Raw genomic sequence first — 18,740 nt, 5'->3', positions numbered from 1 at the left:
CATGATTGAAAAAGATTTAGATACTCGATTTTTAGAGGCAGTAGAAATAGCTTCTGAAATGACGCAGGCATCTTTACCGCAAGATGTTCAATTGCGACTTTATGCTTTTTACAAACAAGCAACTTTTGGAACTTTAGATTTAAAACAAACATCATCATACCATTTGAGAGATGCTTTTAAAACCAATGCTTGGATGCAAATTAGCCATCTGACAGCTGAACAAGCCAAGGAACAATACATAGAAATAATTAACACACTGATCAAAAAATAATACAAATTATGAAATCGCCATGATTCCAAATCACAAATAGGAATGAAGAATGGCGATACCATATTCCGCTAAAAAACAAATATTATCTTCATATGAAAAAGCTGAATTTTTTAATTTCTGTTTTATTTTTATTTATGACTTTACTTTCTTGCAACAATAAGAAATTAACGGAGGTAGTGGAAGTCCCTTTACCTACAACGGAACAAACAGTCGCCATAATGGGATCTCCCGATGACGTAAAAGCAGAAGAAGGGTCTTTTCAACTAGAAAAATTACCTTACGCTTATAATGCGTTGGCACCAAGTATATCAGCTACAACTTTAGAAATGCATTATTCCAAGCATTATCTGACCTACACAAACAATTTGAATAAAGCGGTATTAGGAACGCCTTTAGAAAATTTAACAATCGAAGAAGTCTTGTCAAAATTAGACCCTAATGATGCTGCTCTTCGTAACAATGCCGGTGGATTTTACAATCATTCTTTATACTGGAAATGTATGGCTCCAAAAGCTGGAGGAGAACCAAAAAATGCATTAGCAGAGACGATTACAAGAGATTTTGGATCTTTTGATAACTTTACGTCACTATTTAAAAACGAAGCAACAAAACAATTTGGTTCCGGTTGGGCGTGGCTTATAGTTGACAGAACTGGAAAACTACAAGTAACCAGTACTCCTAATCAAGACAATCCTTTGATGCGTAATGCACTTATTCCCGGAACACCAATTCTAGCTTTAGACGTATGGGAACATGCATATTATTTAGATTACCAATACCGAAGAAAAAATTATATCGATGCGTTTTTTAATGTCATCAATTGGAGAAAAGTAGAAGAAAATTATGATGCTATTGCAAAAAAATAACTTTCGCTTTTAATCATAAAAAAATGCTGATATAAATTTATATCAGCATTTTTTTTATCCTCTTGTTAGTACAAAAAAATTATTTTTACAATTGATAAATGAATGATTCTGAAGGTGAGATGGTAATTTGTGCTTTCCCTTCACCATTCAAAACCTGCAGCTGAATAGAATTTTTATGGTATAATTGATCCGTTATTGTATAATTTCCATCATTCAAATTCCATTTTTGAATGATATCTGAAGGAATTTTTAATTCGAAATTACTGGTGGTAAGCCAAGAAAAATTAGTGACAACTATTAGTTTTTCAGTATCAGACCAGCGTGTGAAAGCATAAATTCCAGGATCGTAACCTTGTGTTGTTTGGCGGTTCACTGTTTGAATTTCTTGGTATTTACCCATTAAAGCAGTACTATTCAAAGAGAAATTCAATAATTTTTTATAAAAATCACGCAGTTCCTTTTCATCCTTTGTCAACTGACCTCCATCAAATTTTCCGCCGTTCATCCAGCGTTGATGACTTGAAACTCCGATATAATCAAAAATTGATGTTCTGGAATGAGTACCAAATCCTGCATTTTCATTCCCAGCCTCACCTACTTCCTGACCAAAATAAACCATCGTAGGAGAAGTGCTTATGGTAGTCGAAACCACCATCAAAGGCTTTCCTTTTTGTGGTGTTCCTGCAAATTCCGGGCTTGCTAAACGCTGTTCGTCGTGATTGTCCAGAAAATGCAACATGTGATGCTCAATATCTGCCATTCCGTTTTGTATATCTGATAGTCCATCAGGCAAAGATCTTCCTTGAATGACATCTTTCAATTTATCATAGGTTTCTACTTTATCATACAAATAATCCATTTTACCCAAATGAATATAATTTCTATATTCTTTAGGATTATAGACTTCGGCTAATAAAAAAGCATCCGGATTATTTACTTTAATAGCTGAATTCATGTAGCTCCAAAATTCATACGGAACCATTTCGGCCATATCAAATCTAAAACCATCCACTCCTTTTGCAGTCCAATACAAGGCAATATCTTTGAATTTATCCCAAGAATCCGGAACGTCTTTTCCTTTCCAAAAATCGAAATGTTCCTGATACGATTTGGAATCAAAACCAGCTGGAAGTTCCGGAAAATCCTTGGAGCCATCCGGACGAATACCATAATTTACTTTTACGGTCTCGTACCAATCATTACGATCTGGTTTTGCCATACGGGAACCATTACCAGTCCATTTTGCAGGGCTTTCTGCGAATTTACCATCAATTAATGGATTCTTTTCTCCATTTAATGGTTTGTCTGTATCCGGGATTTCAAAGTGTGTATTTGGAATATAATAGAAGTTATTATCTCTTTTGTATTCAACAGTTGCATCATCATCAGCACCAAAATCTCTAACACCTACCGGATTGCTCTTTCCTTCATATTTGCGCGCAATGTGATTGGGAACAATATCGATAATCACTTTTAATCCTGCTTTGTGCGTTCGCGCAATTAAAGCTTCAAATTCCTGCAATCGATTCGCAGGATTTACGGCCAAATCTGGGTTTACATTGTAATAATCTTTTACGGCATAAGGAGAGCCAGCTCGTCCTTTTACCACTTCCGGATCATCATTAGAAATCCCAATAGCGGAATAATCCCGAATCAAAGCATGATGCGGAACTCCGGTGTACCAAACATAAGTAACTCCCAAATCCTTAATTTCCTGCAAAGCTGTTTCCGTAAAATCATTGAACTTCCCTACTCCATTTTCCTCAATGGTTCCCCATGGTTTATTGGTGGTATTTTTATTTCCAAACAATCGGGTAAAAACCTGATATACAACTTCTTTTTTATTATTGACTAACTGTTTCTGTTCTACGTTCATTTTTAAATCTTTCGTTTTACAAGCCGTTGCAAAAAGCATCGCGCTTATCCCTGCAACAATAGTTATTTTTTTCATCATAAAAAATTATTTATACTGATTTCAATTCTTTTAATAGCAAAATGAATATCAATTTTTAAATTTAATATTTTTTAAATAAAAGAAGTCTATATCGTTTGAAATTAAATAATTCTGTTTTTAAAAAAGAACACTACAACGAAGGAGTTACGGCATTTGTTGATAACTTTAATGAGGAAAAGTCATAGCTTTGACTCCCCATTGACTAATTATAAATAAATCCTAATATGGATTAGGATTGTTTCCTTTTTCATAAATTTGACAAAAATTAAATCCATTGAAGAAATCACTGTTTTTCCTTCGTTATTGTTTCCTACTGTTTGTCACTAATTTGGTTTTGGCGCAAGCCCCCAAAAAAATTATTGTAGAAAACTCTGATTTTGCCGATGTAAATCAAGTAGAAGTTCCTGATGCTTTATTGCTTATGGGAAACGTACGTGTCAATCATGATGGCGTTGTAATGACATGTAACAAAGCCTATTATTTCCAAAAAGAAAACTACATAAAGGCTTTTGGAAATGTACAAATGGTACAAGGTGACACTTTATTTTTAAACAGTAAATATGCGGAATACAACGGAAATGTAAAAAAAGCATATGCTTCCGGAGATGCCGTAATGAGTTCACCAGATGCAACTTTGACCACAGAAATAATTAATTTTGACCGAAACATTCAAGAAGTATTTTACGATACTCCAGGGACAATTACGAACAAAGACAATACGCTTAAAAGTAATTCAGGAAGATATTACGTTAAACAAAAAAAATTCCAGTTCCTGACTGCGGTTACCATCACAAATCCAACGTATGTAATTAAATCAAATCACTTGGATTATTTCAGTAATTCCGGGCATTCGTATCTTTTTGGGCCTTCAACAATTACCAGTAAAGCCAATTACATTTATACCGAAAAAGGTTTTTATGACACCAAAAAAAATCTGGCGCATTTCCTGAATAAATCCTACATCAGATACGATGATCGAGTAATTAAAGGCGATAGTTTGTATTATGATCGAAACCGGGAATTTGCATCGGCAACACGAAATGTAAAAATAACGGATTCTATCAATCGCGGAATTGTAAAAGGACATTATGCTGAAGTGTATAAAAAACTGGATTCGATGTACGTTACCAAAAGAGCCCTTGCAGTGAATTTTGTCGAAAATGACTCGGTTTACATCCACGGAAAAAAATTAATGGTTACTGGAAAAGAAGGAAACCGAATTATAAGAGCGTTCAATAATGTCCGATTCTTCAAAACAGATATGAGTGGCAAATGCGATTCGATTCATTCGAGTTCCAAAACTGCTTTGACAAAAATGATTGGTAATCCGATACTTTGGAACGCAGAAAATCAAATCACAGGCGATGTAATGCATCTTATAGGAAACAATAACACCAAAAAACTAGATTCGCTCAAAGTCCTCAATAATACGTTTATAGTCTCCAAAGACACGATAGGAACCGGCTATAATCAAGTCAAGGGACAAAACCTCTATGGTAAATTTGAGGAAGGAAAACTTCATGATGTCGATATTGTAAAAAATGCCGAAGTCATCTATTACATGCGGAACGAAGCGCAAGAACTCATTGGTATCAATAAGAACGTTAGCAGTAAAATTAATCTTATTTTAGAAAAAAATGAAATCGAAACTATCACCTTTTTTCAGCAAGTAGATGGCGAAATCTATCCCGAAAAAGAATTGCCAGAAAATGCCCGTAAACTGCGAGGACTAGTCTGGCGGGGTGAAGAACGAATAAAATCCAAGGACGATATTTTTCCTCCAGAAGAAAATGAAGACAACGACAAAATAGCAAAAGCTACTGAGGCGGCTGAAGCCAAAGAGGATATTCCTATGAAAATCAGGAAAGAAACCCTGAATTATGATAAGAAGAAAGGGAAAAAATAGTGTTCGGTCGCAGTATTCAGTTTTTCTAAAAACGACTAAACAAATAAACGATTAAACAAATAAATTTTGAATACCGATTTCTTAAAATACCAAGCTCAAACCTCACCGTATCCACTAGGAATGGAAGTTTCACATGCTGTAGGCTCTTATATTTACGATACTAATTCTAAGAAATACTTGGATTTTGTAGCTGGAGTTTCCGCTTGCGCTTTGGGACACCAACACCCAAGAGTCAATCAAGCCATAAAAGATCAATTAGACAAATATTCTCATGTTATGGTTTATGGGGAATACTCACAAAGCCCTGCAGTTCAATATTGCAAATTATTAGCCTCACTCCTGCCCGCTCCTTTAGACACTACTTATTTAGTCAATTCAGGAACAGAAGCTATTGAAGGCGCCTTAAAACTGGCCCGAAGAACTACTGGAAGAAGCCAGTTGATTTCATGTCATAATGCGTATCACGGCAATACAATGGGTTCTATGAGCGTCATGGGATTTGAAGAACGCAAACAAATCTTTCGCCCGTTGATTCCTGATGTTGATTTTATCACCTTCAATAATGAAGAAGATTTACAAAAAATAACGGCTAAAACAGCAGGAATTATTCTGGAAACCATACAAGGTGGCGCCGGATTTATTCAGCCGCATAATGATTTTCTTAAAAAAGTGCGCGAACGCTGTACCGAAGTTGGTGCGATGATGATTCTGGACGAAATCCAACCGGGTTTTGGGAGAACCGGAAAACTTTTCGGATTCCAAAATTACGATGTCGTTCCTGATATCGTGGTGATGGGAAAAGGAATGGGCGGCGGAATGCCTGTAGGTGCTTTTACAGCTTCATCATCTATGATGGAATTGTTGAGTCATGATCCAAAACTGGGTCATATCACTACTTTTGGAGGTCATCCTGTCATTGCGTCAGCTTGTTTGGCGACTTTGCAGGAAATTACCGAAACGAATCTTATGGTTGAAGCCATGGAGAAAGAAAAGCTATTCCGATCACTTTTGGTACATCCTTTGATAGAAGAAATAAGAGGAAAAGGATTGATGCTGGCCGCAATGACCAAAAGTGCCGATATAACAAACGAAGTAATTCTTAAATGTCAAGACAAAGGACTTATTTTATTCTGGCTGCTGTTTGAAGGTTGCGCCATTAGAATAACACCTCCTCTAACCATTTCTGAAGAAGAAATACGAGAAGGTTGCAGCATCATACTTGAAGTAATGGATGGAATAATGATTGAAGAATGATGATTAACGATTTTTGATTTCAGAAGTAGTAAGATGGAAATCACATCAAAATACTTATTCAAAACAATTAGAACAAAAGGGAGCTATTTACTTCGTCAGTTCGCTTCGCTCGTGTCCCGCTATACGTTGCAATCCACGCGAAAAACGTAGGATTTATACTTCAAAAGAAGTTCACTGAACTCCAATTAAATTAAAAGTATAGTGAAGTAATCAGGGCTATGGCATCCGTTTAAACCAACCCTTTTTTTGTTAATTAAATTGTTCACAACAATTCTAACTTTCCCTCACAGTACACGCACGATTACCTAAATTTATTTAGGCCAAATTAAAAAAACACAGTATGCAATTAAGCAACGAAGAAGAAGACTATAACTTATCCCTGTCTAAATTTGAGTCCATGTTGAAAACCAACAAAGTTCTCTTTTTCGACTCCGAAGAATTTGAAGAAATTATTCTTCATTATCTCGATATGGGTAAGGCCGCTTTGGCAAAAAAAGCACTCAAACTAGCATTGGAACAACACCCAAAATCTACCGGACTAAAATTAGTTCAAGTGGAAATGCTGGTCTATGATGACAAACTCGAATTAGCCGAAAAGCTATTGAATGAGTTGTATGCCATTGAACCAACCAATGAAGAAATTTACATTCAAAAAGCCAATATCTGCTCTAAAAGAGACCAACACGAAAAGGCAGTTGAATTATTAAAAATAGCTTTAAAATACACCGATGATTTTGCTGATGTTTATAATTTAATAGGCATGGAATACCTTTTTATGGACAATCTTGAAATGGCAAAAGAAAGCTTTATCAAGTGTTTAGAAGAAGATCTGGAAGACCAATCCGCATTGTACAACGTAGTGTATTGTTTTGAGTTTTTAGACCAAAACCAAGAAGCAATCAGTTATTTAAAAAAATACATTGACAAAAACCCATATAGCGAAATCGCCTGGCATCAATTAGGGCGTTTGCATTATGGCGTTAAAGAATATGAAAATGCGATTCGCGCCTTTGATTATGCTACTTTAATCGATGATGAATTCCTTGGTGCTTTCATGGAAAAAGCAAAAGCTTTTGAGCGATTAAAAAAATACGATGAAGCCATAGAAAGCTACAGCAGAACAATCGAATTAGATGATGCAACTTCGTACGCTTTACTTAGAATGGGAAAATGTTATGAAAAACTGGGCAACAAAGCGCTGGCATTAAAATATTTCAACCAAACCGTTCATGAAGATCCACTTTTAGACAAAGGCTGGATTGCCATCACTGACTTTTACGTGCGTCAAAAAAATTACCAAAAAGCGTTGTTTTATGTCAACAAAGCATTAGCTATTGACAACCAAAACCGCTTGTATTGGAAACGCTTTGCGACTATCAATAAACAAATGAACTTCTTTGAAGAAGCAGAATTTGGATATAGAAAAGCAGTGGAATTTGGTGATTATGGTTTAGACACTTGGTTATTTTGGGTAGATATTTTGCAGTTTTTAGGCGAATTCGAAAGTGCTATTCAGACCTTATTGCAAGCATCTGAGTATTTTCCGGAAGAAAATGAAATTGAATATCGTTTGGCAGGATTGTATTTTATGCTAACGGACAATACCAAAGCAAAATTCCATTTAAGCAATGCTTTGCGATTGAATTTTGACAATTACATCCTTTTAGAAGATTTATTTCCAGTAGTTTGGGCAAAAAAAATGGTGCAGAATTATATTGCAAAACATAAAAAACAATAATGGTTGATACAGTTAGAAAACGCTTTGGATTATTAGGACGCAACATTAGTTATTCCTTTTCTAAAGGATATTTTACAGATAAATTCAATAGCGAAAACTTTGAAGGTTGTACTTATGAAAATTTTGATATTCCCGAAATAGCAGCCTTCCCAGAGGTAATTAAAAACACTTCGGATTTAAAAGGATTGAATGTTACTATTCCGTACAAAGAGACGGTGATTCCATTTCTGGATAAATTATCTAAAAAAGCGGAATTAATTGGTGCTGTCAATACCATTAAAATAACTAAAAAAGGAAAACTGAAAGGTTACAATACAGACTATTATGGTTTCAAAAAATCATTACAACCGTTATTGCAACCGCACCATAAAAAAGCCTTGATTTTAGGCACAGGAGGTGCTTCTAAAGGAGTCGCTTTTGCTTTGGATGAACTGGATATTCCGTATACTTTTGTTTCGAGAGAAGCCAAAGAAAATGGAATTGATTACGACCGAATCAACGCAACAACATTTGATAATTACCAAATCATCATAAATGCTACTCCGGTAGGAACAAGCCCTAATGTAGATGCGTTTCCATTAATTCCATACGAATTTTTCACAGAGAAGCATATAGCTTATGATTTGATTTATAATCCTGCTGAAACACAATTCCTAAAAAAAGCCAAACAACAAGGCGCCCAAATCAAAAACGGCTTAGACATGCTTATTTTTCAAGCAGAGAAAGCTTGGAAGATTTGGAATAAATAATCTAAAAACGGAGTTAACTTCTTACACGTGTTTGAGTACGTAAAAAACCACTCTTTATGAGTGGTTTTTTGTTTGTACTAACATATCGAACTTAAGAAAAAAATTACAAATGAAATCCAAAAACCCTAGCCCTGATGGCCCAGAAGTATCGGGAGACATCCTTTTTTGCATCGTTTTTCAGAGGCAAAAAAGATATAGCGAACAGCAGGAAATTGCTTCAAAAAGAACTATTTGCTAACCTAAAACGACTATAAATAAAGGATTTATTTTGAAATTTCGTGCTCCTTTACTATCTTTCGAGTTCGATAAAAAAATAGAAACCTTACACATTGAAAAAATGTTAGAAGAAAAGAATGATAACCTGCTTGAGGCAGATGGAAATTTAGGACACAATTCTGTTGAATCTACGCAATTAGAACCAGAAGTTTTGGAAACGGAAACTAGTAACATTGTTACTACTATTCCTGCAGAAGATAATGCTGTATCTCTAAGTGATGAAGAGTTACTAGCGAACGATCCTATTACAGAGACTGAAAACCAGACTGTTCTAGATGCTATTGCCGAAACAAATGCTGCCGAAAGTGAAGATGAAACGCTGAAGGAGCGTCATGAAATTCCAATGCAGGATTATGATACCTTGTCACTTGAAGCACTGGTAGACGAACTTAAAAGTTTAGTCTCTAATGAGAAAGTGATGTCTTTTAAGGAACATATTGAGGAAATCAAAAAAGCATTTTTGGCTAAATACAATCACCTTCTTGAAGAGAAAAAAGAAGAGTTTCTAGCTGAAAATCAAGATCCAAATGAAGAATTTCAATATCATTCTCCACTAAAAACAAGTTTTGATAAATATTATTCTCTTTTTAGAGATACTAAAAATAGCCATTTCAAGAGTTTACAAACTAATCTAAAAACAAATTTAGAAAACCGTTTAGCTATTGTTGAGGAATTGAAAGAGTTGATTAACCCTCAGGAAAACATCAAAGACACTTTAAAGCATTTTAATGATTTAAGAGAACGATGGAAAACTGCCGGGCCTATTCCGAAGGATAAATACAACCACGTTTGGAACAACTTCCATTTTCATGTGGAAAATTTCTACGATTATCTGCATTTAGACCGAGAAGCCAGAGATTTAGATTTCAAACATAATTTAGAGCAAAAACAAAAAATTGTAGCGCGTGTAGAAGAATTGGTGAATGAAGCCGATATCAACAAAGCATTCAGAGAACTACAGGATTTACATAGAATTTGGAAAGAAGACATTGGTCCTGTTTCTAGAGAACATCGTGACGCGATTTGGAACAAGTTTAGCGATTTGACCAAACAAATGCATGATAAACGTGAGGTTTTGTTTGAAAATCAAAGAGGAACGGAACTTGAGAATTTAGAAAAGAAAAAAGAAATCATTGCCAAAATTGAAGTTTTGGCTACTGAAAAAGTAAATGCACATACACAATGGCTGGCTCAAATAGAAAAAGTAGAAGCCTTGCGTACAGCTTTCTTCTCTGCCGGAAAAGTGCCATCGGATGTGAATGAGGAAACTTGGGCTAGCTTTAAAACTGCTGTCAGAAATTTTAATTCTTTCAAAAATTCATTTTATAAAGACATAAAGAAAGATCAAAACGACAATTTAAGCAAGAAAACGGCTCTTGTTGCCAAAGCCAAAGAATTGCAAGAGAGTCTTGATTTTGCTGCTACTACTCCTATCATGAAACAAATTCAGGATGAGTGGAAACAGATAGGACATGTGCCAAGAAAATATTCGGATAAAATCTGGAAAGAGTTTAAAGATGCCTGCAATCATTATTTTGATAAGTTAAAAGAGCATAAGAATGAGGAAAACGGCGAAGAAGTAGCCGCTTTTGATAATAAAAAAGCCTACTTGGAAACGTTGAGAGAATTTCAGTTGACCGGAGATCACAAAACAGATTTGGATGCTATCAAATTGCATATCGAAACTTGGAAAAACTTTGGAAAAGTACCTTTCCCAAGAAGACATATTGAAGGGAAATTCAATAAAATCCTAGACGCCCTTTTTGAAAAATTGAGTTTGAGTAAGAAAGATACGGATATGATGCGTTTTGCTAATAGAATGGATCATTTATCTGAAAGCAACGACACTCGAAAACTGGATAACGAAAAGATTTTCCTAATGCGTAAGATTGATGAAGTTCAGAATGAAATTTTCCAATTGGAAAACAACATTCAATTCTTTACCAATACGAGAAATGCAAAAAAAGAAAATTCTATTGTATTAGAAGTTCGTAAAAACATCGCTATTCATAAAGAAAGTCTTGATGTTTGGAAAGAAAAACTAAAACAACTGAGAAATCTAAACCAAGAGTAAATTTCAAATTTACATCAAAAATAATCTCGAGGCTGTCTTTATTGGACAGCCTCTTTTTTTGCAAAAGGTTTCTTCAATATGATAATTATCATTTTAATAGTTGAGTAGTCGTTCTACTTTTGAACAACGATAAATGATATTGCCATGAAAAATTCCTTGATACAAAAATACAATGTTCCAGGACCAAGATACACCAGTTATCCTACAGTTCCGTATTGGGATGAAACGGATTTCACGGATGAAATTTGGGCTAAAACATTAAAAAAATCCTTTCAAGCGAGTAATTCTTCAGAAGGTATTAGTTTGTATATCCATTTGCCTTTTTGCGAAAGCTTATGTACTTTTTGTGGCTGTAACAAGCGTATCACCAAAAATCATGGTGTTGAAAATCCGTATATAGAAGCAGTTTTGAAAGAATGGACCTTATATTGTAAGATTCTTGGCGAAAAACCAACTATAAAAGAGATTCATTTGGGCGGAGGAACTCCCACATTTTTTTCTACTAAAAATTTAGAGGATTTAATAAATGGTATTTTTGTTCATGCCAAAAAAGCCAAAGATCACGAGTTTAGTTTTGAAGGCCATCCAAATAACACTTCACACGAACATTTGCAAAAGCTTTACGATTTAGGTTTTAGAAGAGTGAGTTTTGGTGTTCAGGATTATTCCGAGAAAGTGCAAAAAGCAATTCACCGTTTACAGCCATTTCATAATGTGGCAAAAGTTACGTTTTGGGCCAGAGAAATTGGGTATACTTCCATAGGTCACGATATTATTTTTGGATTACCTTTTCAGGAACTAGAGGATATAATTGATACGATTGAGAAAACAAAATCATTACAACCCGACCGATTGGCATTTTATAGTTACGCTCACGTTCCTTGGATTAAAGGCAATGGACAGCGCGGTTTTAACGACGAAGACATTCCAAAAGATGATAAAAAGAGAATGCTTTATGAAACGGGTAAAAAATTATTATATGAAAATGGCTATCATGAAATAGGAATGGATCATTTTGCGTTGGAGACTGACAGTTTATATGAAGCTTTTAAAAACGGCACATTGCACCGTAATTTCATGGGCTATAGTTCGTCCAAAACACAATTAATGATTGGATTGGGCGTTTCTTCCATCAGTGACAGTTGGTATAGTTTTGCCCAGAATGTAAAAAATCTGGAGGACTATTATCAAATACTAGAATGGAACAAATTACCGGTTTTTAGAGGGCATTTATTGACTAATGAAGACCTCATCATCCGCAAACACATTCTGAATTTAATGTGTCAATTTGAAACTTCCTGGAAAAATAAAGAGGATTATTTTAATGAAATTCCAGATGTATTAATACAATTGAAAGAAATGGAAAGTGACGGATTACTTGTAATTAATGACTATGGGATTACCGTTACAGAAAAAGGAAAACCTTATGTTCGTAATATTTGTATGGCATTCGATTTACGCTTGAAAAGAAAAGCGCCGGAAACTGCTTTATTTTCAATGACAATTTAATATTAAACAATCTTACAAAATAAAAAAGCACGCTGAATGGCGTGCTTTTTTATATCCTATAAAATCTAAAAGTTAGTGACAATTTGGATCAGATTGAATAAACAAACTCATATTAGATGGTGAAATATAAGGAATTCCTAATCCCAATCCTCTTAAAATAAATAAGCAACCAATACATACCGCAACATAGGGAATCGCTTTTTGGATTCGGTTCCGAATAGGAATTGTGAGAAATGAATTGATATACACAACGCTGCTCATCAAGGGAACTGTTCCTAATCCGAATAGAATCATATACAGAACACCCAAACTTTCACTTTGCATAGCAATAGCACCAAACAAGGCAACATAAATCATTCCGCAAGGCAAAAAGCCATTCAGTAAACCAATAGTAAAAAGGGATTTGTAACTCTTGTTTCTAAACTGACTTCCTAAAGCCGTTTTAATTCTGGAGATTAATTTAAAAACGGGTTTTGAAAAATTGTATTTCGCAAAAAGTTTGTCTGGAATTACCACTACAACAATCATGGCTACACCAATGAATATGGATAAATTCTGTTGTAAACCGGCCATGAAAAAACCTTTTCCAAGCAGTCCAAAAACAAAGCCTATTGTCCCATACGCCGTTAATCTTCCTAAATGATAGGTGATGATTTGAGTTGCTTTTTTAGTCTGATTCGTTCTGTCTACAGGCAACATCATAGCGATAGGACCGCACATACCAATGCAGTGAAAACTACTTATTAAACCGAAAATGAAGGCAGTATAAAGCATTTTTTTAGTCTAATGTCATAAAATCGAAAGTCTTAAAGTCACTTACTGGACTTTCTGACTTTTGAATTTATGCCTAATTGATATATATCGTTTCTTTAGTCAAATACGATTTTCCATCGTATTGCCATTCCATATTAATGTCCCATCGACCGCCTGCCAAACTTTTTTTAGGTATGAGCAAAGTAGTAGCATCAGATAGTGAAATTGGAATTTCAAAATCTAATTTTTTGTTAGACGGTCTGTAAAGGGACACTTTACCTTTGATCTTTTTTGGAACAAATACTTTTGGAAATATTATTTCAATTCCATTTGACACATTATTTATTATTGGCTTTTGAGCCAAATCAGCTGCATTTTGTATACGAGCCATTTCATCTCCAAAATGTGCATCATGTTTATAATATTCTTCTACAACTAACTCATTATCGTATTTTGAATCGGATTGAACCGTAAAAACAAAATACAAAATGAAGGTTATAAACAAACCAAAAGCGATTACGATTCCTGTTCCCCAGCTTATTTTCATGATATTATATTTATATGTTTTGAACCTTGAATTGGATACTATTAATCAAAACTACGCGGACTCAAAAAATTAGTGGTCGCCGTTTCAATTTTTTTGTTTCCATTAAACACCTCAATTTTCAATTTTGTTTTATCGCTACCCAATAAATTTTGATTGATTTCAACAAATAAGGTTCCACCATTCATCCCTTGTCTAGGCACTTTTAATTCTTGCTTTCCAACCACTTTCAAATTTCCTTTTATTCCAACAAGTTTAAAATGAATATCATCAAAGTCATTATTTGTTTTATTGATGATTTTAAAAGTATAAATGTTGCTAATATTATCGCCTTTGTGCTGAAACAATTGTCCTGGCAATCTTAAAATACTTGCTTCAACATCCGAACGCAAGAACAATAATCCAATCAAAATTCCTGTTAGAATGAATAATACAGCTGAATAGCCTTTCATTCTAGGCGTGAACTTGAAGGTTACTTTTTTCTCAATTTCATCTTCAGAAGCGTATCTGATAAGTCCTTTTGGTAAACCAACGCTATCCATAATCGTATCACATTCATCAATACAAGCAGTACAGTTGATACATTCCATCTGAGTTCCGTTACGGATATCAATTCCAGTTGGACAAACATTTACACATTGCTTACAATCGATGCAATCGCCTTTTCCAGTAGTCGCCCTGTCTTCTTGCTTATTGAATTTAGCACGGCCTACTTCTTTTTCGCCACGAACAAAATCGTACGCAACATTTATAGATTTATCGTCTAATAAAACGCCTTGCAATCTTCCGTAAGGACAGGCTATAATACAAACTTGTTCTCTAAACCATGCAAAAATAAAATAGAAAACTCCTGTAAAAATCAATAATGAAATCAAAGTGCTCACATGGTTTTCAGGCCCTTCTTCAATCATTAAAAGTAACTTGTCACTACTGATGAGATACGCCAGAAAGACATTTGCAATAAAAAAAGAAATGATTAAGAAAATTGTCCATTTGAAGGCTTTTTTTCTGATTTTTTCCCCATTCCATTCCTGTTTTTCCAAACGAATTTGAGCACCACGATCGCCTTCTATCCAGTATTCTATTCTGCGGAAAACCATTTCTAAAAAGATGGTCTGCGGACAAATCCATCCGCAAAATATCCGTCCAAAAATTACCGTAAAAAGAATGACGAAAACGACTCCAATAATCATAAAAAGAACAAACAAATAAATATCCTGAGGCCAAAAAGGAAATCCGAAAATATTAAATCGGCGTTCCAGTATATTGAACATCATGAACTGGTTCCCATTTATCTTTATAAAAGGATTCGCAACAAGTACAATCAGTAAAAAATAACTCACCCATTTCCTGTAATCATAAAACTTTCCTGAAGGCTTTTTAGGAAAAATAAATTTTCTGTTTCCTTCTTCATCAATCGTTCCGATAGTATCTCTAAAAGCTTCGTCTGGTAATTTTGACATTTTTTTTTATTTAAAACACAAGTTCAAAATAATTATTAAAATTCTTAAGCTAAATAAAAACGTGTGTTTCTAATTGTTATTTAACTGCAACAGTAACATTTTCTTCTACCCAGACTTCGCCTTCCGGAGCTTTAGCATCAGGAGGATTACTTCCTTTTAAGGATAAGATATAACTGGCAACTTTCTGCATTTCTTTAGGTTTCAATGTGCCTTTCCAAGAAATCATTCCTTTTCCGTCACGTCCTCCATTTACCAAAGTATGAAATACATTTTTTATTCCGCCGCCTAAAATCCATTTATCATCCGTGAGATTTGGACCAATTTGTCCTCCTGCATCAGCTCTGTGACAAGCCGCACAATTTGTTGTGAAAATTTCTTTTCCAGCGGCTAAATCGGCAGGATCTGTCAGTAAGGTCACCGTTTTTTCATCCATCATATCCGGTGCAGTTTTCATGTATTCTGCAATATCAATTTTGGCTTGAGCCACTTCTTTCTTAAGCTCCATTTCTTGATTATCAGCTCCTAAAACTTCGTATCGGACCATGTAAACAACCCCAAAAACGATACATGCATAGAATAAATACACCCACCAAGGCGGTAAATTGTTGTCTAATTCTTTAATACCATCGTAATCGTGGTCCAATAACAACTGATCTTCATTATCCAATGACTCTGTTTTAGTCAATTTCGCCATCAATTTCTTGTACCATTCACTATCCTTGAAACTTAAATTATTTGCTTCATTTAATTGGATTTTTTGTTCCTCGGTCAATAATTGATAGGTAATATTATCAACTGCCTTCATCGTGATTTCTATGGCAATCAAAAGGAAAAGGAACACGAATAAGAATACGGAAACCATTGGAAATTTTATAAAAGCAGGACGATCTCCTGAGTCTATGAAATATTCCATTGCCATCATTACAGCAAAGAAAATAACAGGTACTCTAACGTATACTGGAATTAATTTTTTCATTTTCTAAATTTTAAAAAATTATACTATTTAATTGTCTCTCAATGGAATTTGACTCAATTCATTTATCGTTTCTTTCTTATAGGAGAACACCCACAGACCCAAGCCCACGAAAAAGACGAAAAAAATTAACAATGATAAGATGGGATATATCGCCACACCTTCTATCGTTTCCATATTATGTTTTATTTGTTCGAACATGACTTTTATTTTTTAGCAATATCTTTTACTTTAATATCAGTTCCCAGTCTTTGCATGTAAGCAATTAAGGCAACGATTTCTCTTTCGTTCATTGGAACAAATTTCTCTCCTCTGGCTTCGGCTTTTTTCTTGCTTTCGTCATAACTTTTTACAAAGTCAGGATCATTTTTCAAGCTTTCTTCAATTGCAATCGCTTGTTTTCTTAAATCATCTAAACCACTTGCAATCTGAGCTTCTGTGTACGGAACACCCAGCGTCACCATAACCTGCATTTTCTTTTGAGTCAAAGAAACATCCATCGGTTTATTATCAAACAACCATTTGTAACCTGGCATAATAGATCCTGCTGATATACTTTGCGGATTCCAGAAGTGGTTAAAATGCCAATTGTCATTGTATTTTGCACCTACTCTTAATAAATCCGGACCTGTACGTTTTGATCCCCAAAGGAATGGATGATCGTATACAAATTCTCCTGCTTTAGATTGCGGTCCATAACGTTCTACTTCGCTACGGAAAGGACGAACTGACTGCGAGTGACAACCCACACAACCTTCACGAATGTATAAATCACGTCCTTCTAATTCTAATGGAGAATACGGTTTTACACTTGCAATTGTTGGAATATTAGATTTAACCATAATCGTAGGAACAATTTGGATAACACCTCCAATTAAAATGGCAACAGTTGCCAAAATAGTTAACTGGATAGGTTTTCTTTCTAACCAAGGATGGAATTTCTCTCCTTTTACTCTTCCTGCACTAATTTTCAATAATTCAGGAGCTTCCGCTAATTCATCTTCAATTTTAGAACCTAATCGAACCGTTTGAATAATGTTATACACCAAAGTAAACATTCCAATTAAATAAAGGGTTCCACCAATAGCTCTCATCCAATACATTGGCATAATTTGAGTTACTGTTTCAAGGAAGTTACCATACGTTAATGTTCCGTCCGGATTAAATTGTTTCCACATAGATGCTTGTAAAAAGCCGGCAACATACATTGGAATGGTATATAATATGATTCCCAAAGTACCAATCCAAAAGTGAAAATTAGCTAATTTAAGAGAGTACAAACTACTTTTAGTCATTCTAGGAACCAACCAATAAATCATACCAAAAGCCATAAATCCGTTCCAAGCCAATGCACCTACGTGAACGTGAGCAATAATCCAATCCGTGTAATGCGCGATAGCATTTACGTTTTTCAAGGATAACATCGGACCTTCAAAAGTTGCCATTCCGTAACCAGTAATTGCTACTACAAAGAATTTTAAAACAGGTTCTACACGTACTTTATCCCAAACCCCTCTCAAGGTTAAAAGTCCGTTTATCATTCCACCCCAAGATGGAGCAATCAACATAATAGAGAAAGCAACTCCTAAATTTTGCGCCCAGTTAGGTAACGCAGAATATAATAAATGGTGCGGTCCTGCCCAGATGTAAATGAAAATCAACGACCAAAAGTGAACAATTGACAATCTATAAGAATATACCGGACGATTTGCCGCTTTTGGAACAAAATAATACATCAATCCTAAGAAAGGTGTAGTTAAGAAAAATGCAACCGCATTATGACCGTACCACCATTGCACCAAAGCATCTTGAACCCCTGCGTAAACGGAATAACTTTTCATTCCAGAAACTGGTAATGACAAACTATTGAAAATGTGCAAAACCGCAACCGTTACGAATGTCGCCAAGTAAAACCAGATTGCAACATACAAATGGCGCTCTCTACGTTTTAAAATTGTTCCAATCATATTGATACCAAAAACAACCCAAATCAATGCAATTGCTATATCTATTGGCCATTCCAATTCGGCATATTCTTTAGAAGAACTATAGCCTAACGGTAATGAGATGGCTGCTGCGACAATGATTAATTGCCAACCCCAGAAATTTAGATTACTCAAAAAATCACTGAACATTCTAGCTTTTAACAATCGCTGCAACGAGTAATAAATACCCGCAAACATTGCATTTCCTACAAAGGCAAAAATAACTGCATTAGTATGTAAAGGTCTTAATCGACCATAACTCAACCACGAAATACCATCAGTAATATTTGGAAAAAGGAACATAAAGGCCAATGTAAGCCCCACTAACATTCCTACCACTCCAAAGACAATGGTTGCGTAAATGAATTTTTTTACAATTTTGTTGTCATAATAAAACTGCTGCATTTCCATATTTATAATTATTA

General features: G+C 34.8%; 15 protein-coding genes. 8 read left to right on the top strand and 7 right to left on the bottom strand.

The window, feature by feature from the left end; all coding sequences use genetic code 11:
* Window position 1 precedes the first annotated feature (1 nt).
* On the top strand, window positions 2-271 hold the full coding sequence (locus ACNQF8_RS09840; protein ID WP_315211133.1) for an acyl-CoA-binding protein: 270 nt from the start codon (window positions 2-4) through the stop codon (window positions 269-271).
* A 92-nt stretch (window positions 272-363) separates the two neighbouring features.
* Window positions 364-1,137: a superoxide dismutase gene (locus tag ACNQF8_RS09835; RefSeq protein WP_417952246.1), complete on the top strand. Its 774-nt coding sequence runs from the start codon at window positions 364-366 to the stop codon at window positions 1,135-1,137.
* An 85-nt stretch (window positions 1,138-1,222) separates the two neighbouring features.
* Here ACNQF8_RS09835 and ACNQF8_RS09830 read toward each other — a convergent pair whose 3' ends face one another.
* Window positions 1,223-3,091, bottom strand: coding sequence for an alpha-amylase family glycosyl hydrolase (locus ACNQF8_RS09830; RefSeq protein WP_417953319.1), 1,869 nt, complete (start codon window positions 3,089-3,091; stop codon window positions 1,223-1,225).
* A 274-nt stretch (window positions 3,092-3,365) separates the two neighbouring features.
* Between ACNQF8_RS09830 and ACNQF8_RS09825 the strand changes: the two genes are divergently transcribed.
* From ACNQF8_RS09825 to hemN, 6 genes are all read left to right on the top strand, one after another.
* Window positions 3,366-4,997, top strand: coding sequence for an OstA-like protein (locus ACNQF8_RS09825; protein WP_417953320.1), 1,632 nt, complete (start codon window positions 3,366-3,368; stop codon window positions 4,995-4,997).
* Window positions 4,998-5,063: 66 nt separating this feature from the next.
* Window positions 5,064-6,251, top strand: a complete 1,188-nt coding sequence (locus tag ACNQF8_RS09820; protein WP_417952249.1) for an aspartate aminotransferase family protein — start codon at window positions 5,064-5,066, stop codon at window positions 6,249-6,251.
* Window positions 6,252-6,591: 340 nt separating this feature from the next.
* A complete protein-coding gene (locus ACNQF8_RS09815) occupies window positions 6,592-7,989 on the top strand; it encodes a tetratricopeptide repeat protein (protein ID WP_417952250.1) in 1,398 nt (465 codons plus the stop codon).
* On the top strand, window positions 7,989-8,738 hold the full coding sequence (locus tag ACNQF8_RS09810) for a shikimate dehydrogenase family protein (protein ID WP_417952251.1): 750 nt from the start codon (window positions 7,989-7,991) through the stop codon (window positions 8,736-8,738). The genes ACNQF8_RS09815 and ACNQF8_RS09810 overlap by 1 nt, the downstream gene beginning before the upstream one ends.
* A 337-nt stretch (window positions 8,739-9,075) precedes the next feature.
* Complete coding sequence (locus ACNQF8_RS09805) at window positions 9,076-11,088, top strand: DUF349 domain-containing protein (protein WP_417952252.1); 2,013 nt, start codon at window positions 9,076-9,078, stop codon at window positions 11,086-11,088.
* Between the two features lie 144 nt (window positions 11,089-11,232).
* Window positions 11,233-12,597, top strand: a complete 1,365-nt coding sequence (gene hemN / locus ACNQF8_RS09800; protein WP_417952253.1) for an oxygen-independent coproporphyrinogen III oxidase — start codon at window positions 11,233-11,235, stop codon at window positions 12,595-12,597.
* A gap of 72 nt (window positions 12,598-12,669) precedes the next feature.
* Here hemN and ACNQF8_RS09795 read toward each other — a convergent pair whose 3' ends face one another.
* The 6 genes from ACNQF8_RS09795 to ccoN all read right to left on the bottom strand — a co-directional run bounded on the left by ACNQF8_RS09795 (window position 12,670) and on the right by ccoN (window position 18,726).
* Entirely contained in the window at window positions 12,670-13,371 is a 702-nt protein-coding gene (locus tag ACNQF8_RS09795) for a sulfite exporter TauE/SafE family protein (RefSeq protein WP_417953321.1), read from the bottom strand.
* Window positions 13,372-13,444: 73 nt separating this feature from the next.
* Window positions 13,445-13,897, bottom strand: a complete 453-nt coding sequence (locus ACNQF8_RS09790) for a FixH family protein (protein ID WP_417952255.1) — start codon at window positions 13,895-13,897, stop codon at window positions 13,445-13,447.
* A gap of 41 nt (window positions 13,898-13,938) precedes the next feature.
* Complete coding sequence (gene ccoG, locus ACNQF8_RS09785) at window positions 13,939-15,357, bottom strand: cytochrome c oxidase accessory protein CcoG (protein WP_417953322.1); 1,419 nt, start codon at window positions 15,355-15,357, stop codon at window positions 13,939-13,941.
* A gap of 76 nt (window positions 15,358-15,433) precedes the next feature.
* On the bottom strand, window positions 15,434-16,333 hold the full coding sequence (locus ACNQF8_RS09780) for a cbb3-type cytochrome c oxidase N-terminal domain-containing protein (protein WP_315211112.1): 900 nt from the start codon (window positions 16,331-16,333) through the stop codon (window positions 15,434-15,436).
* 27 nt (window positions 16,334-16,360) lie between these two features.
* Window positions 16,361-16,507, bottom strand: coding sequence for a cbb3-type cytochrome oxidase subunit 3 (locus ACNQF8_RS09775; protein WP_417983507.1), 147 nt, complete (start codon window positions 16,505-16,507; stop codon window positions 16,361-16,363).
* Window positions 16,508-16,536: 29 nt separating this feature from the next.
* The gene (ccoN, locus tag ACNQF8_RS09770) at window positions 16,537-18,726 is read right to left on the bottom strand and encodes a cytochrome-c oxidase, cbb3-type subunit I (RefSeq protein WP_417952257.1); all 2,190 of its coding nucleotides are present in this window, start codon (window positions 18,724-18,726) and stop codon (window positions 16,537-16,539) included.
* Window positions 18,727-18,740 lie beyond the last annotated feature (14 nt).

It is taken from the genome of Flavobacterium labens (genome assembly GCF_048286755.1).
Classification (GTDB): domain Bacteria; phylum Bacteroidota; class Bacteroidia; order Flavobacteriales; family Flavobacteriaceae; genus Flavobacterium.
Note: the sequence above shows the minus strand (reverse complement) of the source record. Positions and strands in the feature narration are given on the sequence as shown.

Coding starts and splice junctions, on each gene's coding strand:
- ACNQF8_RS09840 (WP_315211133.1), top strand. CDS start 2: ATGATTGAAAAAGATTTAGATACTCGATTTTTAGAGGCAGTAGAAATA.
- ACNQF8_RS09835 (WP_417952246.1), top strand. CDS start 364: ATGAAAAAGCTGAATTTTTTAATTTCTGTTTTATTTTTATTTATGACT.
- ACNQF8_RS09830 (WP_417953319.1), bottom strand. CDS start 3,091: ATGATGAAAAAAATAACTATTGTTGCAGGGATAAGCGCGATGCTTTTT.
- ACNQF8_RS09815 (WP_417952250.1), top strand. CDS start 6,592: ATGCAATTAAGCAACGAAGAAGAAGACTATAACTTATCCCTGTCTAAA.
- ACNQF8_RS09810 (WP_417952251.1), top strand. CDS start 7,989: ATGGTTGATACAGTTAGAAAACGCTTTGGATTATTAGGACGCAACATT.
- ACNQF8_RS09805 (WP_417952252.1), top strand. CDS start 9,076: ATGTTAGAAGAAAAGAATGATAACCTGCTTGAGGCAGATGGAAATTTA.
- hemN (WP_417952253.1), top strand. CDS start 11,233: ATGAAAAATTCCTTGATACAAAAATACAATGTTCCAGGACCAAGATAC.
- ACNQF8_RS09795 (WP_417953321.1), bottom strand. CDS start 13,371: ATGCTTTATACTGCCTTCATTTTCGGTTTAATAAGTAGTTTTCACTGC.
- ACNQF8_RS09790 (WP_417952255.1), bottom strand. CDS start 13,897: ATGAAAATAAGCTGGGGAACAGGAATCGTAATCGCTTTTGGTTTGTTT.
- ccoG (WP_417953322.1), bottom strand. CDS start 15,357: ATGTCAAAATTACCAGACGAAGCTTTTAGAGATACTATCGGAACGATT.
- ACNQF8_RS09780 (WP_315211112.1), bottom strand. CDS start 16,333: ATGAAAAAATTAATTCCAGTATACGTTAGAGTACCTGTTATTTTCTTT.
- ACNQF8_RS09775 (WP_417983507.1), bottom strand. CDS start 16,507: ATGGAAACGATAGAAGGTGTGGCGATATATCCCATCTTATCATTGTTA.
- ccoN (WP_417952257.1), bottom strand. CDS start 18,726: ATGGAAATGCAGCAGTTTTATTATGACAACAAAATTGTAAAAAAATTC.